General features: G+C 45.9%; 18 protein-coding genes and 1 tRNA gene. 10 read left to right on the forward strand and 9 right to left on the reverse strand.

What is annotated here, in order from left to right:
• Positions 1 to 57 precede the first annotated feature (57 nt).
• On the reverse strand, positions 58 to 2,133 hold the full coding sequence (locus Q320_RS0114025) for a TonB-dependent receptor domain-containing protein (RefSeq protein ID WP_051534764.1): 2,076 nt from the start codon (positions 2,131 to 2,133) through the stop codon (positions 58 to 60).
• A gap of 181 nt (positions 2,134 to 2,314) precedes the next feature.
• Between Q320_RS0114025 and Q320_RS19955 the strand changes: the two genes are divergently transcribed.
• Positions 2,315 to 3,268: a helix-turn-helix domain-containing protein gene (locus Q320_RS19955; protein WP_051534765.1), complete on the forward strand. Its 954-nt coding sequence runs from the start codon at positions 2,315 to 2,317 to the stop codon at positions 3,266 to 3,268.
• A 56-nt stretch (positions 3,269 to 3,324) separates the two neighbouring features.
• Here the strand turns inward: Q320_RS19955 and Q320_RS20990 are convergent, their stop codons facing one another.
• Positions 3,325 to 4,938: a methyl-accepting chemotaxis protein gene (locus Q320_RS20990; protein WP_051534766.1), complete on the reverse strand. Its 1,614-nt coding sequence runs from the start codon at positions 4,936 to 4,938 to the stop codon at positions 3,325 to 3,327.
• A 213-nt stretch (positions 4,939 to 5,151) separates the two neighbouring features.
• On the opposite strand from Q320_RS20990, the gene Q320_RS0114040 reads away from it, so the two are divergent.
• From Q320_RS0114040 to Q320_RS0114050, 3 genes are all read left to right on the forward strand, one after another.
• The gene (locus Q320_RS0114040) at positions 5,152 to 6,021 is read left to right on the forward strand and encodes a pirin family protein (RefSeq protein WP_027469527.1); all 870 of its coding nucleotides are present in this window, start codon (positions 5,152 to 5,154) and stop codon (positions 6,019 to 6,021) included.
• 511 nt (positions 6,022 to 6,532) lie between these two features.
• Positions 6,533 to 7,714, forward strand: a complete 1,182-nt coding sequence (locus Q320_RS19965) for a winged helix-turn-helix domain-containing protein (protein WP_051534767.1) — start codon at positions 6,533 to 6,535, stop codon at positions 7,712 to 7,714.
• A 221-nt stretch (positions 7,715 to 7,935) separates the two neighbouring features.
• Positions 7,936 to 8,643, forward strand: a complete 708-nt coding sequence (locus tag Q320_RS0114050; protein WP_027469528.1) for a hypothetical protein — start codon at positions 7,936 to 7,938, stop codon at positions 8,641 to 8,643.
• Between the two features lie 138 nt (positions 8,644 to 8,781).
• Here Q320_RS0114050 and Q320_RS0114055 read toward each other — a convergent pair whose 3' ends face one another.
• Positions 8,782 to 9,330: a hypothetical protein gene (locus Q320_RS0114055; protein ID WP_027469529.1), complete on the reverse strand. Its 549-nt coding sequence runs from the start codon at positions 9,328 to 9,330 to the stop codon at positions 8,782 to 8,784.
• Positions 9,331 to 10,141: 811 nt separating this feature from the next.
• Here Q320_RS0114055 and Q320_RS19970 point away from each other — a divergent pair.
• On the forward strand, positions 10,142 to 10,444 hold the full coding sequence (locus Q320_RS19970) for a helix-turn-helix transcriptional regulator (protein WP_035853782.1): 303 nt from the start codon (positions 10,142 to 10,144) through the stop codon (positions 10,442 to 10,444).
• Between the two features lie 253 nt (positions 10,445 to 10,697).
• Positions 10,698 to 11,126: a hypothetical protein gene (locus tag Q320_RS0114070; protein WP_156939075.1), complete on the forward strand. Its 429-nt coding sequence runs from the start codon at positions 10,698 to 10,700 to the stop codon at positions 11,124 to 11,126.
• A 107-nt stretch (positions 11,127 to 11,233) separates the two neighbouring features.
• On the opposite strand, the gene Q320_RS0114075 is transcribed toward Q320_RS0114070, so the two are convergent.
• Positions 11,234 to 11,983, reverse strand: a complete 750-nt coding sequence (locus tag Q320_RS0114075) for a hypothetical protein (protein ID WP_156939076.1) — start codon at positions 11,981 to 11,983, stop codon at positions 11,234 to 11,236.
• A 376-nt stretch (positions 11,984 to 12,359) separates the two neighbouring features.
• On the opposite strand from Q320_RS0114075, the gene Q320_RS0114080 reads away from it, so the two are divergent.
• The 4 genes from Q320_RS0114080 to Q320_RS0114095 all read left to right on the forward strand — a co-directional run bounded on the left by Q320_RS0114080 (position 12,360) and on the right by Q320_RS0114095 (position 15,930).
• Positions 12,360 to 12,668 (forward strand): helix-turn-helix domain-containing protein, encoded by a 309-nt coding sequence (locus Q320_RS0114080; RefSeq protein ID WP_027469532.1) that lies wholly within the window; start codon positions 12,360 to 12,362, stop codon positions 12,666 to 12,668.
• 306 nt (positions 12,669 to 12,974) lie between these two features.
• Positions 12,975 to 13,805, forward strand: coding sequence for a hypothetical protein (locus tag Q320_RS0114085; protein WP_027469533.1), 831 nt, complete (start codon positions 12,975 to 12,977; stop codon positions 13,803 to 13,805).
• Between the two features lie 160 nt (positions 13,806 to 13,965).
• Complete coding sequence (locus Q320_RS20995) at positions 13,966 to 14,985, forward strand: hypothetical protein (RefSeq protein ID WP_027469534.1); 1,020 nt, start codon at positions 13,966 to 13,968, stop codon at positions 14,983 to 14,985.
• 303 nt (positions 14,986 to 15,288) lie between these two features.
• Entirely contained in the window at positions 15,289 to 15,930 is a 642-nt protein-coding gene (locus Q320_RS0114095) for a hypothetical protein (RefSeq protein WP_027469535.1), read from the forward strand.
• A 203-nt stretch (positions 15,931 to 16,133) separates the two neighbouring features.
• Here Q320_RS0114095 and Q320_RS0114100 read toward each other — a convergent pair whose 3' ends face one another.
• The 5 genes from Q320_RS0114100 to Q320_RS0114120 all read right to left on the reverse strand — a co-directional run bounded on the left by Q320_RS0114100 (position 16,134) and on the right by Q320_RS0114120 (position 24,994).
• Positions 16,134 to 17,723: a hypothetical protein gene (locus tag Q320_RS0114100; protein ID WP_027469536.1), complete on the reverse strand. Its 1,590-nt coding sequence runs from the start codon at positions 17,721 to 17,723 to the stop codon at positions 16,134 to 16,136.
• On the reverse strand, positions 17,720 to 22,600 hold the full coding sequence (locus tag Q320_RS0114105; protein ID WP_027469537.1) for a P-loop NTPase family protein: 4,881 nt from the start codon (positions 22,598 to 22,600) through the stop codon (positions 17,720 to 17,722). Before Q320_RS0114105 ends, Q320_RS0114100 begins: the two co-directional genes overlap by 4 nt.
• Positions 22,601 to 23,131: 531 nt before the next feature.
• The gene (locus Q320_RS21750; protein ID WP_169734463.1) at positions 23,132 to 23,494 is read right to left on the reverse strand and encodes a DDE-type integrase/transposase/recombinase; all 363 of its coding nucleotides are present in this window, start codon (positions 23,492 to 23,494) and stop codon (positions 23,132 to 23,134) included.
• A 264-nt stretch (positions 23,495 to 23,758) separates the two neighbouring features.
• On the reverse strand, positions 23,759 to 24,760 hold the full coding sequence (locus Q320_RS0114115; RefSeq protein ID WP_027469538.1) for a tyrosine-type recombinase/integrase: 1,002 nt from the start codon (positions 24,758 to 24,760) through the stop codon (positions 23,759 to 23,761).
• A 158-nt stretch (positions 24,761 to 24,918) separates the two neighbouring features.
• Positions 24,919 to 24,994 (reverse strand) — tRNA-Thr (locus Q320_RS0114120).
• Between the last annotated feature and the right edge of the window lie 64 nt (positions 24,995 to 25,058).

Genomic DNA, 25,058 nt, shown 5'->3' on the forward strand with positions numbered 1-25,058 from the left:
TCCTCACAGAAATCGCAGCGTCGCCATGGGCGACGCTGCATATCAAAACCGCATTAATTAAAAGTTCAGATCCGCTTTCATCCAGTAACGGCGGCCTTCATCGACCATCCAATTGCCGTCCAAACCTTTTTCACGCGCTCGGGTATCGACGTCGACGATTTCATCGGTCACGTTCAAGACCGCCAAGCTCACGCTTAGCTGTTTATTCACTGCATAGCGTGCGCCCAAATCAAAGGTTAATGAGCCAGGACGCGTCCGCGTGCCCATTGCGCCGTTACGGAAACCAGCAAATATTTCTTCACCCGAATACGTTGCGTGCAAGTAATTCGACCACTTCTCAGTTGGCGTCCAATCGACTTGCGCGTTAAACATATTCTCCGGCGTGCGGCTCAAAGGCTGGCCATCAAGCGATGTGCCGTTGTACGCTGGCTCTTGGCCGCCTTCACGGCTGGAATAGGTGTAGGTGTAATTACCCGATACCGCCCATTGACGGTTAATCGGCCAATTTCCAGCCAACTCGGCACCGCGAATGACGGCTTTATCCAGATTGTCGTAGACGTAAATATTGTAATTTTTATTTTTTGGATCTTTTTTGCCGGTGTCGTAGCTGACGACTTTATTTTTGAAATCATTATTAAAGACGGTCAGTGACAGTGATTCACCTTGGCCGCCGTCGTAACGAATACCGATTTCCTGCGTCGTGCTTTCTTCTGGTTGCAGATCCGGATTGCCACACAATGAACCTGGGCGCATGCCGGTATTGGCGCGGCCTGTCGTCATGCAATAACCTGCGGTACTTTGACGCAAAGTCGGCGCTTTAAAGCCGGTGGCTGCACCACCGCGCAAAGTCCAAGCATCGTTCAATTTATACACAGCGTATAAACGCGGGCTCCAATGCGAGCCGTATAAATCGGAATCATCCATACGCAAGCCGCCGGTCAAAGACAATTGATTCGTCAAAGCAAATTCATCTTCGACAAACAGCGCCCATGATTTAGCGCTGGCCTCATCTGGGCTAGCAGGATGACCTACAACGGGTGATTCCTTAGCCAAACCCGATAATTCATTGCGATTAAATTGCGTACCTAGTTTTAAAATATGGCGATCAAAAGGTAGCGTCACCAAACCATCGAAGGTGGTGTTAACAATGTCACGTGAAGGTCGTTCATCCACACCATTTTTGGTATTGCTTTCCTCGCCTTTTTCTTGATACAAGGCCATCGACGTCAAGCCCCAACCCCAGCGGCCATTGTGCGTCAGGCTTACATTGTCACGCGAATTCACCGTTTGATAATCCCCAGAGCCAATGGCACCGGTATTGCCTGCAGTGTTGTCATACGTCAGCTCGGAGCGGCCAACTTCCAAAATCAAATCTTGATTTTCAGTCGGTGTGAGCGTCAGTTTGGCACCCACCTTGGTGTTTTTAGTACCATAAGCGCCCGTCGTGCCGTTGCTTGGGTAGTAAATCGAATCTTCAGCACGATCACTGTAATTACCGAAAACTTGCAAGCCGAGCAGGTCTTCTTTCAAAGGGCCGCTCAGCCAAAAATCGCCAGCGGCAGTATTGCCGTATTTGGAATCTTCTTGCAGCGTGCCATTCACACCGACGGTCCCCTGCCATTCTTTACCGACTTTGCGCGTAATAATATTAATCACGCCGCCCATTGCATCCGCACCATAGAGGGACGACATCGGCCCACGAATCACTTCAACGCGCTCGATTGCTGCCAGTGGCGGGATTAATGAAGCTTGCACACCGCCCGATCCCCGATTGGCGGTTTCGCGCGTGCTTTGGCGTTTGCCATCCACCAAAATCAGCGTGTATTCACCGGGCATGCCGCGAATTTGAATGTCTTTATCGTTCGGCGAGAAACCCGTTACGCTAATCCCTTCCATATTGCGCACCGCATCGGCCAGATTATTAAATGGCTTGGCACGCAGCTCTTCGCCAGTAATCACCGAAATACTCGCTGGCGCTTCGCGAATTTGCTGCTCATAGCCCGATGCCGTTACCACCACTTCATTTAATACGGTCGCTTCTTCGGCCTGCGCGGCGCTCGCCACCGCCAAGACACTGAGCAACAGCGGAATAGGCCTAAGGGTAAAATGGGTTAATGCCGACGCCGAAGCCATGAGTTGTTCCTTTTAAACGGTATATGCCACTATCAAATGAGAATGAATATCAATACAATGTGTATTTTGCCAGATCTACTGCAAGCGAACCTTTGCGCGCGACAGTCATTTCTTTGCGCCAAACGATGTTTTGTCAGCAAGTCCGCCATCATCGACCTGCAGCAGTATGAAGAGAGCCACCATGCTTGATATGTCTAAGCTTGAATCGCAACGCGATACCCATCACGTCCAACTTTGGTCAGAGCAGCAGCGCCCGGTACTTGCTGGCCGCGTGTTTTATGAGCAATTTCATAACACCCTGACACTGCATTGCAGCGATATCGAACTAACGCAACAAGTACAAAGCCATGCGGAACTCGAGCCCGGTATCAAGCTGATTATTATGTTGCAGGGAAAAATTGCGATGCACTTGGGCGGCATGCGCCAAGGCATTCATGCGCAGCAGCAAGGCTGCTTTTTGCTATCCACAACCGAGCCAGAACCATATAGCCGCGCGATGCTGGCGCTTGGGGCGCAGCAGCAACTTGTGCTGAGTATACCGACAGGGTGGTTTGAAGATGGGGGCTACAGCCAGATACCTAGCTTTAAAACTACCGCCGCATTTTGCCGCCAACATTTAGCCCATCATCAATGGTCAGCCAGCCAGCAGTTACAGCAATTGAGCCGCACTTTATTGCAAAGCGCAGATTCAAATGATCATTTACACAAATTACAAAGAGAATCTCGCGTCTTAGAATTATTAATGCTGGGGATAGAGCCGATTGCAGGCAAAGCACAGGCGCGCTTGGATCGCCGCGCTGAGCAGCGCATTGATGCCCTACTCGAACTCATTCACAGCGGTGAAGCCGATCAATATTCACTCGACCAAATGGCGCAGGCGGTAGGCAGCAATACCACGACGCTGCAAAAGCAATTTCAGCAGCAAATGGGCAGCAGTATTTTTGCCTATCTGCGACAGCACAAACTAGAAATGGCGCGCCAGCAATTGCAGCAAGGCTTAAGCGTCACCGATGCGGCGCTGGTGGCGGGCTATAGCAATCCAGCTAATTTTTCAACCGCATTCAAACGCCAGTTTGGCCAACTCCCCAAAGAAATACGCCGATTTTTGCCAAGATCCACCCTAGCAAAAACGTAAAAAAGGCTGAGATTTCTCTCAGCCTTTAGCCTTTCAAACGCTAAATGCCTATCCAACTAAACCCGATAATTCGCTATCGCCGCGCCCAGATCTACGCTGAGCTGGCGTAAACGCGCGCCTTCGTCGGCGGTATTTTGCGCAACCGAGCTACTCTCTTCCGACATCTGCGCCACTTGCTCCACCTGCTGCGCCATCATCGTGCTGGCCGCGCTTTGTTCACGCATTGAGTTACTAATTTCGCTGACTTGCTCCACCACTTTATCGGCATTCAGGCGAATATTGGTAATCGCCTCGCTGGCTTCTTGCGCTCTTTGTACGCCTTGATCGACTTGGCGCACCGTTTGCTGCATCGTCATCACCGTGGTATTGGCTTCATTTTGAATTGCCGCCACAGTGGCGATAATTTCTTTGGTCGAATTGCTGGTACGTTCGGCCAGTTTACGTACTTCATCGGCCACCACCGCAAAACCACGTCCCAAATCGCCAGCGCGCGCCGCTTCAATCGCGGCATTGAGTGCCAGCAAATTAGTTTGATCGGCAATGTCTTTAATCACATTCACCACCGCATTAATATTAGCGGTACGCTCTTTAAGTGATTCGATTTGCCCAGCCGACACACGCACATCAGCGGCAATTTGATTAATGCTGCGAATGGTACTTTCAATCACTTCGCCGCCGGTTACTGCCATATGCCCCGCTTCGCGCGCGGTTTGATCGCACTCATTCGTTCGATCGGCAACATGGCTAATACTTACCGTCACTTCTTCCACACCCGCGGCCATACTCGATGCGGCACTGCTGACGTGATACGCAGCTTTGGATAATTCGCCACTGGCCGTCGACAATTCACTCGCACTACCCGTTACATCACGGCCAATGCGGTGCAATTTTTGCAAACTACCTTGTAGCGTATCAAGCAGGCCATTCAATGCCGTTAATGAATCACCAATTTCATCTTTGCTTGTGACTGGCATGCGCTGCGTGAAATCATAATTGCTACTGAGGTTTTGCAAGAATTGACGCAAAGCAATCAGCGGCGTGGTAATGCTTTGGCTGATCCAAAAACCCAAGCCACAGGCCAATACCATCAAAATCGCCCCCAACCACAATGAGCTGCTAATCGCGCTAGCCACATGTGCTTTGACATTTTTACCGGCGTCTTTGGAGTAGCTGCTGTTATAGGCCTTGGCATAATCCAGTGCGGCAAAGAATTTTTCCGCCTGCGGGCTGACCGTGCTTGAGATGAAAGCACGGGTTTCTTCTGCCGAATGCGATTGCGAAAAACTAGCGCCTTCGGCAATCAGTGGTTTTAAGGTCGCAAACTCAGCGACAGCCGCTGCTAAATTACGTCTATCGGTATCATCATCCGCAAATTTTTCATAACTTTGCAGCAAGCTCTCCACTTTGCTCAGCGAAGCTTGCATCTTATTGATTCGCTCTTGCTTCTTGGCTGCATCGCTTTCAATCACATGGCTCAGCTCTTGCCGACGCACATCCATAAACGCGATTTCAGCATCATTGAGGATTTCCAAAGAAGGCATTACATTGCCGATGACTTCATCCACCAGCTTATCAATCACACTCAGTTTGAAATAACCCACTGTCGTCAGCAGTAAAATCGTAATCGCAGTGGTGGCCACCAAAAGGGCCAGCCGATGAGTGACTTTCATTGTGAACTCCAATCATTAATAGGCAAATTATGTCACCGCGCTTTCGCAAGGCCTAGAAAAAGATTAAAAGATTGTGACATTGCCAAGAATCCGCCCACTTTTGCTTAAATCCCTCTGCTAATAGGCGCGGCCTCATTCAAATCGATGCCATTCAATTAAACTAAGATCTTGAATTTGCGACTAACGTAGAACCTATTCAACAAGGAGATGTCCATGAAAAAACTCAGTTTTATTAAGCGCAGCAATGGTCGCCATTGGGTCGGTAATGGCTTTCCGGTGCAAAGTATTTTTTCCTACAACGACATTCACGAAGCCATGTCGCCCTTTTTGCTGATGGATTACGCCGGCCCGACTCATTTTGAGCCGACTGAGGAACAACGCGGCGTAGGCCAGCATCCGCATCGCGGCTTTGAAACGGTGACGATAGTCTATGACGGCGAAGTATCGCATCGTGATTCAGCCGGTGGCGGCGGCACCATCGGTACGGGCGATGTGCAATGGATGACGGCGGCATCAGGTTTAATGCACGAAGAATTTCATAGCCCAGCGTATGCAAAGCGCGGCGGCCCGTTTGAAATGATACAGCTATGGGTGAATCTGCCCGCCAAAGACAAAATGAGCGCGCCAGCGTACCAAGGCATTACTGATGCGCAAATTCCTCGCGTCGCACTGCCTGACGATGCGGGCAGCGTGCGCGTGATTGCCGGGCAATATGCCGGAACAGCAGGCGCAGCGACGACGTTTAGCCCGATGAATGTGTGGGATCTGCAAGTCAAAGCCCTGCGCACCGTTCGCCTTGAGCTACCCGCCGGACATACGACAGCACTATTCGTGCTGCACGGTGCGATTCGCATCGGCGATAGCGAAGAAATCGTCCGTTCAGCCGAACTAGCGGTGCTGGAACGCGAAGGCTGTGACTTGGTATTTCATACCGATGAAGACAGCGTGATATTGCTGCTGAGCGGCCAGCCATTAAACGAGCCAATTGTCGGCCACGGCCCGTTTGTGATGAATACCCGTGAAGAAATCGTGCAAGCGATGACTGATTTTAAGGAAGGAAAATTTGGCAGGATGACGGTGTGAAACAATCCGCGCGGAGAAAACTTGCCGAGTAGACTAATCAACGCAACTCTATCCAAATCAATCCAGTTTCTGATTCAGACGAGCCGGATTGGCGACTCTTGAACAAGATCGGCGGCTTAGTCAATCGACTAAGCCGCCTTTTTGCATATGGCGATATTCAGATTTGGTGTTGATGCTGTGCCACGATGTTTGGACTGCGCAAAGTCCCTTGTATCAAGCCGAGCGAGGAACAAGCGGCAAGGGGCTTTCGGCGGGTTCTGTTTTGTTAAAACCCGCCGCCTTGCCGATTGTCCGCAGCGAGGGCATCCGACGAAGTCGGACGCAGATACTAGGGCGGCCTTCTTTGGCTTACCTTTCTTGGCCGTTCAAGAAAGGCAAGTGCCGCGCGGCATGAGCGCGACCATGGTGAGAAGAAAATTGGCGCGTTTATATTCCCAGCCGCGCCTCCCTGTTATATCATCAGAACGAACGTTCTACTCATTTACATTCACGTCAACTCAAGGTTGGTACGATGAATTCTCAACTACGCCGCCTTGCTTTGGCGCGGCAAGGCTTATTGCATGCGCCTCACTTTGGCAATGCTCGCCAAGGTACGCTCAATGCGATTGAGCATTTGGGCTATGTGCAGATCGATACGATTTCGATGATAGAGCGCGCGCATCATCATGTGCTGTGGTCGCGCGTGCCGGGCTATCAAACGGCGGATTTAAATCAGCTGATGGCCGAGCGGCAGATTTTTGAATATTGGTTTCATGCGGCGGCCTATTTGCCAATGCGGGATTATCGCTTTGCGCAACGCCGCATGGCGGCAGCCCGAAATCATCTATCCGCCGTCGATCACAGAGATTTGATGCGTGAAATTCTGCAACGCGTTCAAAGCGACGGCCCGCTGCGCGTACGTGATTTGGAAGGCAATAAAACGAACGGCGGCACGTGGTGGAATTGGGGACCGGGCAAACGCGCTTTGGAGAAGCTGTTTTTTCAAGGCGACTTGATGGTGAGCGAGCGCATCGGCATGGAAAAAGTCTACGATCTGCGCGAACGCATTTTGCCTGCGGGATTGGACGTACGCGAGCCAGACTTGGCAGATTATGCAGCGTATCTGCTACGCAATGATTTGCGCGCACATTGTGTAGTCACGTTGGAACAGCTCACGCATTTGCACGATAGAACGCTAAAAAACACGATGCGAGAACTGATCGCAGCGCAAATTGCCAGTGGCGAGATCAGCGCCATCGATGGCATTCCAAACGCCTACGCCGAGAGCGCTACGCTGGCACAAATTACTGACGCCAGCGCACCCAGCGTGCATTTGCTTTCGCCGTTTGATAATGCGGTGATTCACCGCAAACGGCTGCAACAACTTTTTGGTTTTGAGTATCGGCTGGAATGCTATGTGCCTGCGGCAAAGCGCCAATATGGCTATTTCTGCTTGCCAATTTTATTTGGTGAACGCTTTGTTGGACGCATTGATTGCAAAGCGCATCGTAAAGAAAAACGACTCGAAGTGATTAGCCTACACCTCGAAATCAATCTACCCGATGTGGAGCTATTTTTTGCGCTGTTAAAACTGAAATTGCAGCAATTTGCTGAGTTTAATGGCTGCGAGATGTTTGATGTGCAAAGCATTAAACCCGCAGCTTGGCGCAAATACTTGGTGTCATCAAGGCAGCTACACGCAGAATCAATTTAATCGTCATCATCGCGACCAAGAACGTAAATACAGATGTATCTTCCTGTAGACTTTATATATAAAAGCCTAGCAGGTAATACGTCTAGGCCTATTGATTAAAAATCAATGCTAGCGCGCACTAGCATTACATCTTTTCACGAACGCATCAGCCACAACAAATATCCACCCGTCATGCCAGTGCTTGACGCGCTACACTAGGCGCCATCTTTTTAGCGAACCTGATGATGAATCCTTACCAAACCTTGAACACGCCGCTACTCAATGATGTGGGCCTCAATTGCCATGCGGTATTTAATCTGGCTGATCTGCCGCCCGAAGCGCGCGCCATTTTAAGCGAGCGCTGCCCGCAATCGGCCAACTATCGCCAGCTACTGCTGATCGCTCATGGTGGGCGTAATTTTTGGCAAGCGCTGCAAACGGCAGGCGTCGAATCGGAACATCCAGTCGATGATTTTACCGTTGCCAGCATCAAGGGATTTTTTACCACCGAGCATCCCGATGCGGCGTATGACGTGATTTATCCGGGGCGCTACATTATTAGCCTGCAAGAACTCGGCAAACTCGCTGGCTGGCATCACCCATCGCCGTTTATGGTCGGCATCAATGCCACGTGGGGATCATGGTTTGCCTATCGCTCCGTGGTGCTCGCCAATACGGATTTTGCTGTCACCGCGCCTGTGACTAGCCCATCGCCGTGCGCCAGTTGTGATGACAAACCCTGTATCAGTAGTTGCCCAGCCAAGGCTTTGGACGATGGCGAATTTCATTTGCTGAAATGCATCACTTACCGCAAGCAGGCCGATTCTGCCTGTAAAAACACCTGTATCGCCCGCGTACGCTGCCCAGTCGCCCGCGAGCACCGCTACAGCAAAGCGCAAATTCAATATCACTACGGACGCTCGATGAAAATCATTGGGAATGCAGTTTAAGTGCGTATCCATCAGTCAATTGTCTTACGCACGCACATTTCCAATCACTCAGTTATAACAAGGTGATTTAGCTTTTCAGCCACGAAAATAATCAGGCTCTTAAGCTAAACCCCCTTGAAGTACAGCGGTATTGAATGATTATTGGCCTAAAGTAATTTTACCTTTAGTGCACAGTGCCGCTGTAGAGGCGCTGATGGTGATAGCGGATGCAGTGGCGTTTTTGTATTGCACGATCCAGCCACTGCGATTGCCGTCAAAAGTCGGTGAACTATACATAATCACTGGTCCCGCAGGAATGCCTGTCGCACCACCGGATACGACCGTTTCACCCGTCAAACAAGCGCTGGCCACATAGTTTTCTTCACCCGCAGCCAAAGTAAAACTGCGTGTTGCTTCGCGCAAAATCAGCTCTAATCCGCCAGTCGATGCGCTCTCGCAGCTACCGAGATTTTTCCAAACATCCCATTCGCCTGAAAGACTTGGGCTTTGATTTTGCGTTGACCATTTCGCCTCAAATAAGCTGCCTGCTTGAGTCGCTTTATTGCCGGCAGAATAGGTGCTGCTGCTATTCCACGCATTAACGCCAGTGCATACCGCCGCGCTGGCATTACCCGCGCTTAAGCCAAAAGCAGCCAGCAGAGCAAGCGCCAGAAAGTGGCGATTTAAACGTAAGTGTTGATAAGTCATTCAGGTCTACTCCATCATGGTTTTATATCGGCATATTGCATGGGCAATATGCGCCGCTACCTCGCACTCAAGCTAGGCAGACGCAATGTGGTTTTTTTTCTAGAACCATCAATGCGCACAAAAAATATACCATTCATCTGCCGCTAAACAGGCAGTGATTGAGGAGCAAATAATCGCCAACGCCCACCTTGCTATAAAAATAAATGACAAATAGATATTTTAAATTTATTTTTTTATTGATGTATTTACCTGCAGAGCATTACTAATAATGCCTAGATGCCAATACCCACTCTGAATATGGAATAAGTGATGATGCACAGGAAAACACGGATGCCACTGAGGCGCAGCCAACAAACTGTGGCGTGTTTTGTCACTGGGCTGTCGAGGATAGAGATACTGATGGATGCTTGAACTGGATTACGGAGAATGATCGCGACGACCAACGAAGCGAGAAGATCTGTGTGCAGCACGACTCTCATGCGGCTTCAGCATTAAAGTAGCTTTTTTGCGCACAACGAAAAAAGGGTTGTAGCTTTCGCTACAACCCTTAGATTTCTTTGGTGCCGACGGCAGGAATCGAACTCGCTACCCCCTGATTACAAGTCGAGATTTTTTCTCAACAAATCAACGTAATCACCAATAAAATCAAGCACTTGGCATACCTACAGTTACTTGAATCTACCACCTTTTCACCCACCAACTACAGCAAAATTACAGCAAAAAAACTGCATTAAGATGAAGTAGGTGCGGGTAAATTAGCACTATACATTGAGCAGTCATGTGATTGCTCACTCACAGTATAGACCATCTTATGAACCGTTTCCTCAACATTAAACAGCTCAGCGAAATCATCGGCCTTGCCGAGCAAACCATCTACAACCGCGTAAACACCGGCGGTGATTTACCCTCCACCCTGAAACTCGGACGCTCATTGCGCTGGCGCGAAAGTGACGTCGAAGAATGGATGAACAGTAAACAGCCGATGCCTGCCAAACTCAATCAAGCCAGCGTGGATTTGAGCTCACTCCTCACCAAACGACGCCGCGGGCGTCCCAACAAAGCTGAACAGCATGCGGCTCGGCAGCGTGGTAATTGCCAAGATGAATCGCAATAGCTTATAGTCGCCTCGCCGCTGTCAATCCAGCGGCCGGGCGTAGGAACCCGGTTTGGACAAAGGCGCATTTGCGCCGCTTTGCGTTTGCTTGGCGGTTAGATGCGTCAGCATGGCTTCGCCTATGGGTGGGTCGTGTGGGCAGCCTTGTGCTGGCCGGTCCCTTTGTCCCGGTATTCCTACCCCGCACGTTCCTGCCCACCTTCCGTAGGAAGAAGGTTTGCGGGCTGCTTAAACCGACAAAGGTAACTACAGCATGTCAAATACCGCAATTCAACTCTCACCTCGACTACCATCCGACATCATCAGTAGCATTAAACGCTTGCCATCCATTGAAATGCAGACTCAAGCCTTCTTCAATGCTGCTCAATCAAGCGGCGGAAGTGAGTACGAAATCAAACTCAGCTGGAATGGCTTTCGCGTCCACATGAACTATGCCAACGAGCTTCCTTTTGGCCAAGGAACAACAACACTGAAAGATTTTTTAATCCTTCGCGATACTTATGTCCCAACCCAATATCGCAAGCGGGGCTGGTTTACCCAATATTGCGTGTTTTGCTGCCAACTTGCAGCTCAACATTTCATCATCGCCAGCGAACTACCCACGACACTCAGTCTACATTTAGCAAGGCATGGCTTTATTGCCCATCTTCCAGATTTATATATGCTGGATGATGCTTACTGATATGCATCGGTGAAGGCACGGTTTTTAATTCCGTGCCTTTTCATTGCGGGACCTACAACTCAACAATTGCCTGATTGATTCAACAAACAATAACACCAAGCTTCGCGTTAAGTATCCATAAGCGACTTCAGCATGGTTGCGGGCTCTGCATAGATTGGCAGTCGTGTCATATACGGCAAAGTTGGCACGGCAACCTCTCCCTGTTTGAATTTCAGGCCAAGTTTTTTAGTTTCAGCAAACAGCTTGAGCACTTGCCCACGCACCCCACTAAATTGGGGCATCGCAGCCAGGGCTGCCAATTCTGTATTCAGACCATCCCTATCTCGTTGGCGGACCAGTTGCACGATAAATGCTTCATGCTCTTTGTAGCGCTGCGGAGCGAGACGCCAGGTCCATGTCGTGTCACGAACTTGCTTGATAGGTTTTTCCGTATGCAGCAGTTCATAGTGCTTGAAACGCAAATGCTGACCAGCCAGCCTTGCATCGTAAATCGTACCGATGTCTATCTGCTCTGGGTCGATTAAGCCGTCCTTACCTGTAGTACCCACAAGCAGCCAGAGCAGTTCATCATCACTTTGCTCGAACACGACGAGGTGTGTTGAAGCTAAGCCCTTGGTTTTGTCATACGCTCGCCCCGGCGCATCTCGCGCAATCCGAAATGCGTTCAATTTGGCAACCAGGCGATGCAGCTTAGTCCGCGCGACCACCCCACTTATCCAGAAGTAATGGCCAGATTGCATATACAGCTGTAGTAGCTGCATAACAGCAGTTTGATTTTTGGGGATTTTGATATTGAGAGCGGCAAGCATAGCGTCACACACGAGGTTAGATTTTTGGTATAGCGCCAAACCCATCACTCACTCGGCCCCCTTCAATGAAGGGGGCTGTTTAGGCTGCACACAGCAATCCAGCGGCATCGATTTTTAAGCATCTAGACAGAGTGGAACCCAAGCAACAATCAGCACTTTTCTGCCGATTAAAAAGATTAATCGCTATTAAAGGCACAATCATGCCGTTAAAATAGCTATCTTGAGCAGTCATTGCCTACATGATTTTGTCACTTCCGACGCTGAACAAGCGAGACCAAGATCCAAAAAATGCAAAGCTAATCAGCGAAACAAACGGCACATTTCTGCCGTTTATGTGATAATTTAAGTTCAAGAGGCACAATTTAGCCCATTAATCAAAAGGCAAGGCAAACCATTCAGAATGGGCAACGAAGGATAAGCGCAGATGTATTTGACCCCACAAGAAGTCGAAGCCGAGCTTGGCGAGAAAATCAAAAGGCTCAGAATTAGCCGCAATCTTGACCAAAAGACCGTTGCAGAACGATCTGGGATTAGTGTCCGAGCACTACGTAATTTGGAATGCGGCAACGGGTCATCACTACACACACTTGTTGTCGTTTTACGAACACTCGGACGCGAAAAATGGTTCGATACTATCGCGCCGGTAGCTACTATTGACCCTCTGATGCTCACACGAGAAGCAAAACCTAGACAGCGTGCGAGTAAGCCGAGAAAATCGAAAAGCAAAGCATAATACAAAGGCCGCAACCTAATGTATTGCGGCCTTTCAGACCTTAGACTCGACATCCGCACTTCGGCCAAAGCGGTCACTCGTGTGTCTCTGCCCCCACACTGGGTATCTTACTTTTGCGTCAGCTTCGGCGTGAGGTGACAATCACCCCTCGAACGGTGGTTGTCGGCCTGTTACTGTCTGTAGTGGCATCTTGGATACAGTCATTCTGGCGGCCGCTTCACATCGGAAAACCTCCATACAGCCACTGCGAATAACTTGGCCAGACTAGATAATCAGCACCTCAGAAGCTTTCTTATGGGATAGGCAATGGATAACGCGACTTTTACTTCTTTGGCAACCGGCCTATTGGTACTTGTTGGATTAGCCCAAGCAGCCGTACTTGTAGGGCAGCGCCGACAACAGCGGCTTGATTGGTCTGAGGTGTATCGTCGCAGATGGGCCGAGGCCAAAGAGGATTTTGCAAAGGTAGTTTTTCTGGGGCGCCAACATGGAGCGTATTATCAGGTTGCTGACCCTGAATTAATCCAAAAACTCAACTTAGCGGTTGCAGAGTCCAGCCTCCACACTCCTACGATATGGGCTCTAGCTTCCGTACGAAACGTCTGCGGAATTCTTAGCGATATTTGCCAGCGCATAATGCAGGGGCAATTGCATGTTCAAGAGGCATACCCCCTTTTTGGCACTGAGTTTCTGCGTCACAGTGCTGCGTTGCGATCGATCCTTGATGGCTCTTACTTGCCTAACTATGGGCGGCTTGGGCCAAGTGATGTGGAAAAACTCCATGAGAGTGTTCGGCAAGAAGTAAAAACCTGGCTCGTTTGTCATGATGGAATTCGTCGAAGGTGCTTAATTCTGATCGATTTGCTTTGGGCTGAGGCTGCTCGCCTTGAAGACCTCCCTCCAGCAGACTTAACGCGCGCGGCGGAGGCGAAGAAAACAACGGGCAAGCGAAATCGCACTCGCTTGCTGAACGAAGTACTTCGTCTTAACGGGCTGTTCGCAATTTTTCGAGGTCTACGATTGTCCAGATTTTTACGGCATGCAGAATATCGAAGGTCCATTAGGCGAATTGGTCTAAATCCGAAGCGACTCGAAATGCTGGAAACAGAATGGACTTCACGCTACCTAGGTAGTTAAATTCGAAGAATTTAATCACGACACTATTGAATTGCCCCGGCTTCCATAGACAGCTCAAGAGCCTCAAACTGAGGTTATTCAGGAGGCGTCATGAACAAGCAACCCCATTACACAGAAGAATTCAGGCTCGCGGCCATCAAACAGGTTTTTGAGGAGAACCATGCGAAGCAATGCACTCTATTTCCCGTACATCGCGCTTCCACAAGACTCGTGGACCACCAAAGCGTTGCTCTACTGGGACAAGCTGTCATCGATCGTGCCGATGGACCATCTAGACCGCCCCGAACAGATGAGCGAGTTCATGCGTTCATTGCTGGCGGAGGGCCTCGTCGAGCCAGTGATCCCCGCACAGTTCATTCACCAAGTGGAACGATTCGATGCTGCCTTCATTGATCTCATCGATACCCGCTTGCGACGCAATCATCGAAGCGGGAGCGCCGACGACTCATTACGTCGGACTACTCGCATCCACGTGGAGAAGCTTGGCGAGATACCCAGCTTTCTCGTGGAATCCGGCCTCGCCAAACAGATCGATTGGGCGTGGTACGACGTAGAAACGACCATCGCAAATCAGTTCATGTCCTACCTTGCTGCATGCCTTGGAGCGATCCCCGCCGTCAATGCGACACCAGTGACCGACAAGGCCATCTTCGCTTCGAGCCTGCGCCCCCGCGGCCTGCAGCCAGCACGCCAACCGTTGCACCAACACAAGTCGCGAGAAGTCATCCTCCGTCATTTGCTGCCTACCCCTGCAGGTCCAGTGGATATCGACAAGCTCCTGAGTTTCAAACGACGCCATGGCCATTTACTGCCACCATTGCGTGCGAGTGTCGAGGCACATTGCACGCTGGTGGCCACGCTCCCGGATGAAAAAGACCGCATCGAAGCCAACGAGGCGTTCCTGTTGGACAGTAGACAGAAAGTTGCCGAGATCGAGGACGCCATGCGGCCCAGCTTCGGCAAGGTGGTCTTCGGCTCGCTGGCGCCGCTCTTTGGTGCAGGGCTGGCAGTCCAGGCGACAGACCCTGGCAACAAAGTGGGATACGCCGGCGCAGCGCTGTCCCTTTCGGGCGCAATCTACCAGGCCGTTTCCAGCATTCGAGGTAGCCGGAGAGCCGCCGAGAATCGTCCCCTTGCCTATATCGCTCATGCGAAGCGCGAGTTCGGTCGGCTACGATAGTTGTCGTCCAGGCTGGCGTCGGCGCGCTTTCTGTAGTGGCACACTGAATTTGGCCATTAAACAAGGTTGCGCGAACTGTCTGCCGATGTGTTGATGCCGATAGTCCAAAAACGAAAGTCCGCAATTTATTAGGTTGCGGACTTTCGTTTATGCTGCGCCTTACCTTGGCTACTCGGCCTAAGCAGACAAAAGCCGCCTACGAAATTGGGTTCGATTTAGAATCGATACAACCGGAAATACCTGCAAGCCGCAGCAACAGGATTGAGTTAACATGAGGGTTTCTTCAGCCATAAGGTAATTAAATTGGCACTGGAACAAACTGAAGCCGTACTTTTTGCGGCATTGGGCTCTGGTCTTTTAGCTATCATGGGCACATATCTTGCTAATTGTTTTCACCAGGAGCGAGACCAAGCTCAGCGAATTTATGAACGCGAAATAAAGGATGCGGAACGGCTTACTGCACTTCGTTCCGAACTGTATTTCCCGATTCTGAACGAAATCTATGAGTTTTCGTACTCCCTAACTGGCGAACAGTGGACCGCTGATTCGTTGGAGCGTTATGCGGAGCGTTTGCAGAGCCTGTATAAGGCCTTTGCCAAGGCCGAACTTGTATGTACTAGTCAGACCCTAATGGCTATTGCTGAAGTCCGCCAAGCTGTGGGATCACTGATGACGCCGATTGGCATTGCAGTTAAAGCTCAACCGGAATTGAGGGTATCCCTATTTGGTTCGGATTCCGAGTTCATGCAAAAGTATTTCATCCCATCGCTCATCCAAATGATGAACGCACAAAACAACCTTGTATTAGCACTTCGAAAAGAGCTTGGAGTAGATACCAGTGAAGAAGCTCTTTTAAAATTCAAGGGAAACGAACAAAAAATCCAGCAATATTTTGAAACGATTTTTAAAGCGATTGAAGAGCTAAACAACAAAAAAAATAATTGAGCCAATATAAGGTGGAGCCAAAAAAACATAACTAAAGTAGCTAACCTAAAAATAGAAGAAACTACTGATAGTTAGCTGCCTTTCATTTTACATAATTAATACCCAAGGAAAGCGACAATCGAGATTGAGGGCAACCCTGAAGCCATTAAATCCTTATGCGAAAATTGATTCTCCATCTTGTGCAAAGCATAAAGTAATCCCCCCTATTGATCACTATTTTGATTAACTCCAGCAGAAAATACAGTCAGCCAATTAGCAAAATCCTTTTGCAATTTATCAAGTCTACTTAAGGCGCTCAACCCAATAGGCTGATTGTGCGCAACCGCAGACCTAATCGCTCTGTATTCATCAAGCGCAGTTGTTAGAAATGGTTTATTAAACGGCTTGTCATCCCCACAAAACGGATGTGTTTTATTCAGTAATAGTTTTTCTAAATTTTCAGTCGTAAGAAAATGCATAATGTTGCATTGTAATAATTCAACGCCATGGTGCTCCTCTTGGCGCTTTTTCCAATTCAAGACCGAGTCCAAAAGTGGTTCTACATTAGACCGCGGTCTTTTCGATAAGGTAACAGATGATTCTTCTTCAGGAGTGCCCGAATTAACTAGGCCCATTTTTCTTAGTTCCTCTTTAACACACTGCAAAGTAAACTCAATTAATTTATGTTCACTTTCTCCAACAAAAGCAGGTACTTTTGCGACATTGATTTTTTTTTGCCATTCTTCCCCAAACTCAAAAAACCACTCTGAAACTACAATGTTTCTTAGTAAGTTTTCAATTTGTGCAACTTTTCGATATGCAGCAGATGTTATTGCATCGCGCTCGAAGCAAATTGCATCTGCCGGAGCAATATTTTTTAGTCCAATATTCTCTGAATTATTCCTCAATACTGTCGAAATTAACGGACTTGCAATTTGAATAAGTTTTTTACTACTTTCAATATTTTGAACTACCACTAGGCCAGATAACCACAGACATTCAACATCAATAGAATCAAAGTTCCTCACTAACTTATAGAAACGTAATATTTTATTCAGATCAATTTTAGAGTCTTCATTGAGCGAATTAAACCTAGACTTTATTTCTATTATCACATCTGGGGCGACACTCAATTCTTGAAGAACACTCTCCAGATTATCGATCCAATTCCCACTCTTTTCCTTCAAATACTCAATCGCTTTCTCAATTAAGTAACCATCACCAGCAGTCTGTTCGATGAGAAAACTACAAGCAATCATATCTATATCAGATGGCCTAGCAAGCAACTTTTCATCAATTAAAATTTTTATCACATCTGATGAGTTCATATTCGGAGCAAGAATAACATTCTTATACTCCGCAGCGGGAGAACTCGTAAGTCCATTGCTCTTTCTATATTCGTCAACGAATAAAAAGTAGCTCCAGTTTCCACAAAAAACAAATTGAACTGGAATCTTGGTCGTTTTTTCCTGAATTTCCCTCGCTGTTTTAATTAACGATGCTTTAATGGAAAAGCTAGCAAGATGAAATTCATCTATAACAATCCGCACACATTGTCGCTGAAATTCTGCCGCAGCGACGATTGATTTTTCAACAATAGAGTGAAGGTCTAAATCAATAAGCTCGCCTCCATCCTTCATAAATTTATATTCACCGCCAATATCTTGAATACAGACTATCTCTACCTCATCATGTTGATTCGAAGCCTCCAAGACCTCACGCGAGACATGGCTAGAACCAAGTGGAATTTCAACGCCCCAAATTCCTTTACTATTATTAATTAATCGAGATAGCCACTCATATTTAAAAATCATAGCAATATTCCTTTGATCCGTTCTTTATCATTATACTCTTGAAGAGATCTCTCGATTGCGCTTCTGTTTAGCTTGTCTAAACGTCGAAGAATATCTGCATAAGTTGGATAAGTGAATTTGAAATAGTCATGTGCAGAATCTTTTTGAGTCAACATATTAGTCATAACGAGCAACTCAATAGTTTGTTCAAAGTGCGTAATTTCAGGATTTTCAATTCCTACAATTTCACACCACTCATTCAATGACCTAGAAATGACATGCTTCGAGTAGAAACTATCAGTGGATGGCCTATTGGTATTAAATTGAAGATCCATCATAACTAGTACAATTGCTCGCCCAAGATGCGACAAATTATAGCCTAGAGTTTCATTCACATAATGAATAAATGCCTGCTCACCACCATTCTGGCCAATATCATCAGCATAAACCGCTTCAACATCTTCTGGTGTAATTGCAATACTTGCTTTTGGAGAGCGTCTTTTGGCTACATACTCTAATAGACAGCGACAGAATTGTTGTACAAAGGCAGGGTGGCGAGAAGCACGCTCAGCAATAAGGCGTGGAACATCAGGATTAATTGAAATTCCAAGCATTTCCTCAAATCCCGTTTTTACTAATTGATAGACATCATCGTAAGTCAGGTCTCGAATAGGAATTTCCTGAGCAATATTAATAAATGGATGTCCAACCCTACGTTTCTTTTGATCTAACTTTGCTTCATAATAAAGTTGATGATAGCCCGAATAGACAAGAATAGTATCTTTTGCCGAATCATCCATTACAAGCTGACGAAGAACCGTTGCCAGCGGGAATAAATCACCATGGGTAGCTCGACTTTTCTTAATATACTCATCAATTTCATCAATTAAAAAAGCGACCTTTTGTCCATCATTTCTAACATCAGTAATCTGCCGCTCAAAATCAGTAATATTCTTTATTGGCTCTAATTTCAAAGTAGCAGCAATTTTCCTTGCTATTGAAAGGTCAGGGTCACCATCATCTTCAAGATCCACATAAACATAAGCGACCATATAACCTCGTTTACTTAATGTATTCTGAAGAGCATGAAGAACAGATGTCTTGCCAATTCGCCGTCCACCCCAGATCATTGCTTGAGGGGTATTCAATATTTTTTGGAGCGTTTCTTTTCGTCCAACATAAATATTATTATTTTGATGGCAATAGCCTTGAGCAACAAATGGGGATGAGTTCGCAAGATCCGTAACTGATGCATGCAAAGCTTGACGAACAGGAACATCATGCTTGTCGATCAAACAAATTCGATATAAAAAATTGATGTCAATTAATAAGAAATTCTTGAACCCTTGATCGTACTTGAAATAGCGCTGTATTTTTTCATAACCATTAGGAGCAAAAACTATGTGCAACCATCCTGCTGCATATTCTGCAGAAAGTTCTTTATCAAGGCGCTGTAAAGCTGGCGTGTCTACATCAGGCGTGCGAAATAGATAAATCCTCAATGGTCGTTTTAAATATTCACTCTGTGGTTTATAAAAACCAGTCTGAAATATTGGATAAGTATAATTAATTGAAGGAACCGTTAAGAATCGTTTCTTAGCATCGTTTTCATCATGATATAAATTGGATAATTTTGAAAATTCTTTAACAAAACCAGCCCAATTTTTCTTGTTTTCAGATTCATCAGCAGGCTTATCTATTGCAAGCAAATCCCAATATTTGAAAATTTCTGGGCATTTTCTTCTTGACTTTTCTATTTCTTCATCAGTAAGAACGCTTCCAATAAGGTCATCATTATTTGCCGTTAAATAATATTCAACACCTTCAAAAGCGTGAAGATTATTTTCTGTCACCCAAAACAAGCCGTTTGTAGCCTTCTCTATATTTTTAATATTTTCATCTATTGAATCTAGAGATTCATCAAAGCGTCGGATTTCTCGGATTTTTTTCTCAATTTTACCAACAAATATATAAACAGACTCCTGCCAAACTTCTGGCATATTAGACTCGGAAGCTAAATCTTTCGTTTTTTCGAGAATACGTTTTAGTTGCTCTATAATTAATGAGACATCAGCCATTTTGGCTATCCTTGCTTGCTCATGACGTCCTTTACAAGCATTAATTATTGCTGATGCGGCCTTCAAGCGGCCTCGCCGTACACATTCATCAAATTCACTAAGCGCAATCGAATTGTCTTTCAATATAATTGAACGCTGCTCCCCTAAAATAATTAAATCTTTATCATATTTTTGTTTCCAATCATATGAAGCATGACTGTCGTATTCTTTTTGCAGTACGCTTAACTGCCCCCATGCAGAGTTATTTGCTAGGAAATCACATGTGGCTAAAAAGTCTCGGCTCTTTTCTAAATCACTAAATGCATGGCTTATGAAATCATGATGGCTTGCTTTGTAGGATATACCGCTTAGCCAGACAGTGGCTTCAGGGCAATTTCTAATAAAAATCTCTGATTGGAGTATTTCATCTAAAATGCTTTCTTGCTCAAGACCAGTTGCCTTCACTTTGAAAACTTTAATTAATGCATTTACAATGCCAATTCTTTTATTATCATCAGCAGCCCACTCTTTAAGAGAGCAAAGCAAATCGAACTCGCTAACAGAATAAGCCTTAGCATCAATTGTATTAAGGATAAATGCTACATACTCATTAATTTTGCAAACAAATGATCTAATGAACTCTTGAATTGTATTTGAAAAATGAGGATGGTCATCTAGCGGTTTGTCGTATTGACTAACAAGTTCACCATACCATTCAAGCGCATCAAGATCTTTTACTAGTTCATATGCTTCTTTGTAATCTTTATTCTTGATCAAGCTAGAAACATTGTGCCACAATGATTCTAGAGCAGGAAATACTTGCATTGTTTCAAATCGAGCAAAATGAATTGCCCTTGAATGTACATGCCTAAACTTACCATTCTCCCGTTGTATCTTACCTTTTATAGCTCTTTCAAAATTTTCCTTGTTATTACAAACCTCTTCATTCACAAGAGTTATTGGACGGCACTTTATAATTTCTACTAGAATTTCAGAGAGAAATTCAGGAAATCTATTTCTTGCCACATCTATTGCATCAAGATTAACCAAAGCAGCAAAAAATATTTCACGCCCTGTCCAAAGGGTGCCAGCAATGAGCGTGATAATAATTTCTTCAATAAGCTCAGAGTTTCTCACATCTTCGCGACTTAAATTAAGTAGCCAATAATTTTTGCATAAAGAGTCAAAAACAAGAGGCATGGACAGATTATTACTGGATGATTCGTAGCATGCTTGAATGGTTATACGCAAGCCAAGCTCATAGTCTTCGCCTAAATGATGGAAGTCTTTGTGGTTTTGTGCTATTTGCAAAAGTATAAAAGCTATTTCTGGTTTATTCTGTGTAACAAGCAGCTCGCAGAGTTGAAGATATTCTTTAGAAGATACGCATTCATTTTCTTTAATTTTCTTTGCAAGTTCACTAATCGAAAGTGAGTTATTACTCTTAATTTTAAGCCATAATTCATCAATAAAGGAATGGAATTTATCAAGTTCATTCACATTATTTAGAGAGGCGATACGGCGACTAAACTTATCTATTTCACCTTCAAATAGCTTACGAGCTTTGGTTTCAATATTGCAACACTCAATTTTTATTTGATTGCATTTTGTAAGTAATTCATCTCGAATTTTTATTTTTCTTGCGTTTGTTTCACTTACTAAGGCCAAAACATCCGCCTTGTATTCTTGCGCTAACAATAGAAAATTGCATTTCGACTCTTGCAACGTAGGCGGGACTATTTTTCTAGTAGCCCATCGATCATTTTCACGTATCAAATTATATTTTTTAATTTCCTCAGAAATTTCTTTTTCTACAAGGACTATTTGTGCCTTGTAGGCCCTTAACTGCGAAATAGTAATGTTTGCATTTTCTATAAACTCATCGAGATCGTCTCGGTAAATGTTGACGTTCTCTAGAAAATTATTTTTAAATTCACACTCTTCATTTGTGTAAAGGCACGATTCATTTATTAAATTTTTAATTTCCAAAGCCGCTTCATAAATGGCAGGTCTTAGCACCGCCAAGTTAGTAAGCTCTTTGTTTGCACAGCCTTCATCAGAGAAGTGTATTATTTTATTTAGAGGCTGCAGCTGAGCTATTGAATACCTAAATCCTGATGCTGAGTTTTTAAGCTTATTCAATGCAACATCAAGCGCACTCGCCTTCTCTAAAAGGCAATGTTCACCTTTATTTTTCGCAATTTTCTTTACTTCAAATTCTTTATCTATTTCTTCTACGTTATTTTCCGTAAATTCTTTTTCAGAAGCGTTTTCATTTTCCTCCGCATGAACCAAGTTGATTAGATAATCTGGACATCTACTTACAACTTCTTGAACAAGCTCAAAACGCTCTTCTCTTTGCAGCATTGCAAAAGCAAGTGTTAAATATTTTAAATGTAACTCATCCTCTTTATTTTTACTGGTGCAGTCAAATAACTCACCTAGTTTATTGGGGGCAATAAAAAATTTTCCCTTAGAGTCCTGATAGCAAAATGCCTGTACTTTCTCAAACAAAGGTGTATTTTTTTTCTTCAGCCACAACCAGATGGCTTGGTGCAAAGGTAATGCATCTTTATGTAACTCAATTTTTTTTCTAGCATCGGAAGAGTTACAGGCTGCAGCCATCTGTATCTTCAACTTCTCATCTGACAATACATGAGATGGAAATGTTACTTTTCCATTCCATGTTTTATTTTTACAAAATGATTTCACGCCCTTTTTATTCTCGGCGCTTATATAAAACTCATAAATAAGATCTTTGTTATCTAATATAGGGCATAGGCGACCATCATCAGACAAGGGGTAATAACTTGAAGATCTTAGTAGCTCAAAATTTTTCATATTGACTAAATTCAATGGTTTAAATTGTTTATAAAGTAGTATTGTTTTTTAAAAGATTTTCTGTGCAATAGTAGATACTCAATAATCTATTGTTTCAATAGCCAAAATAAAATATTTTGCCGTTGTTTGTAAATGTCTATCGGGGGTTGATTCTTGTAGTTGCTTGAAACGCGTATCTGTACAAATTGAGATCCTGTTAAGAAGTATCTTCGTCAGATGATGTACTGGGATTTGTTGTTAGTTTATTTGATACCAAAATCATTACGCCCAACTGTCATAGACTGTAAAGTCTGAGACAAAGGTAAGGTAGATGATGTGGCCGCATTGACACACGATCAGTACTTTGAATTAATTGTAGCGACTCCGCTTATTATTTTGATTAAGACCGTTACTGCTAATAAGATTACGCTCGGTATCTCCCCGTTTTTAAACGAGGTTAGAAGTCGAGGGTCAAGCTGCTAGGGCTGATTTCTGTTTCCGAGTAATACCACCCAAGGCCATATTCGTCCTTTTTTGATTGTAAGTCCAGAGTCAATCGGTGGCGAGCTCCGGAATTTCGGCAACAGATTCGAATTGGACGTAATTCAGCCAATCGTATCGCATTGTCCAGTTGTATCGCTCCGCATAGGTATTCTGCTGCGGTTTATCTGCCAAGATGTATTCAAACCGGATATTCAGCTTTTTCGCCCAGTCTTTGACCTTTTGACTGATACATTCCGGACCATTATCGCAATAAATGGCTTGGGGCAGACCTCGCCATTCGAGCACTTGATTTAGTGCTCGTATGATCCGCTTTACGGGCAAGGTCAGCGCATCGCAGTTGAAGTCATCAATCACATTGAATACCAGATACTGTGCCCATCCACCTGTTGATCGTACATGAAATGCATCCATTAGCTTCATTGGCTGCCTAGAGCATCGCCAGCGGCGCTTGGGTTGATGCGTAGATTCAACCCCAACTCTCGATAAATCCGATACCCACGATGATTTAGGTGGGCAGATAGACGTGTAGTGGCAGAGTGATTTTGGCCATCGATAAATAGGCTTTGACCGGCCGCTTTGGCCGAGCTGCGTGCATTCACACATGCAGAATAGTGACCACAAAGTGCTACTTTGCGGTCACTCTTTATTGAGTTGATTGCAAAACACTAAAAAGCTCTAGATTTTCCTTCGCACCGCCACCACCAATTCGTCTTCTGTCGGATTGTAGTAGCGCATCGACATTTGCAGCGTTTTCCAGCCCATGACTTTCGCTAAGGTCGGCGCTTCCATTCTGGGTGCAAAACGTGACGCGGCTTCGTGGCGCAAATCATGAAAGCGCAAACCTTTGATTTTGGCCTTCTTACATGCAAGGCGGAACGCTTTGCTTAAGCCCCGACTATCATAAAACGCGTTAATTCGCTCGTTGAGGCTTGTTGGTTCAGGTAGCGCCCAAAGCACTTCTTCCGCTTCTTTGGTCAATGGAACGATACGCTTGCAGCCGTTTTTTGTGATACCGAGGCGGATGACTTCTTTATCAAAGTCAACTTGGTGCCACCTTAAGCCGACGATTTCACCTGCGCGCATGCCAGTTTCAATCGCCAAACGAATTGCAACCAGCAAGCCCATATTGTCACTCAGGCAGGTTTTGGCTGCAGCAATCAGCCGCTCTTCTTCATCCCCCATTAAGCGCCGCTCACGACCTTCTGCGGGTTTTGGCTTACGAATGCCTGCTAGCGGATTTTCGATGGGGATACTCCACTCTTTTTTGGCGACCGTAAACAGATTGGAAACCAGCGCCAGCTCTAGCCGCACCGTACTTGAGCTTACTTCTTCTAAGCGGCTATCACGATATTGACTGAAATCCACACTGCGTAATTGTGCCAAGGGGCGCAGAGCCAATGGATGTGCCATCCAGCGGCGTATCGTGGATAGCTCGGATTTCGCACTCTTTTTTGTGGGGGTGATTTCGTTTGCGTAACGCGTTAACGCTTGACCCAATGTGGTCCGCTCTGCCTCGCGGCGATCCACATAGGCGCCTTGATTCATCTCGGACTCTACGCGCTTAGCCCAATTTTCGGCTTCGGCCTTGGTTTCAAATGTGCGGGATAAACGAGGAAAGCCTTTGATGCAGATGCTGGCTTGATACTGGCGTGGGCCACGGTGTTGAATTGATGCCATGATTCCTATTCCTTTAGTTGAGAATAGGTATAGCCAGACGACTGACCCATAATTTGCCGAAAAGTGGAAATTCACTCCAACTACAGCAAAATTACAGCAAAAAATCGTTTTTAAATGCGAAAGGGTCCAGCAATTGCTTGCTGAACCCTTGATTTTCTTGGTGCCGACGGCAGGAATCGAACTCGCGACCCCCTGATTACAAGTCAGGTGCTCTACCAACTGAGCTACATCGGCAACAGGACTGCATCATATACAAGGCCTTGCGTTTAGGCAAGTACAACTTGCTATTTAATTGATA

Origin of the sequence: Deefgea rivuli DSM 18356 (assembly GCF_000620145.1) — a bacterium.
GTDB classification, from domain to species: domain Bacteria; phylum Pseudomonadota; class Gammaproteobacteria; order Burkholderiales; family Chitinibacteraceae; genus Deefgea; species Deefgea rivuli.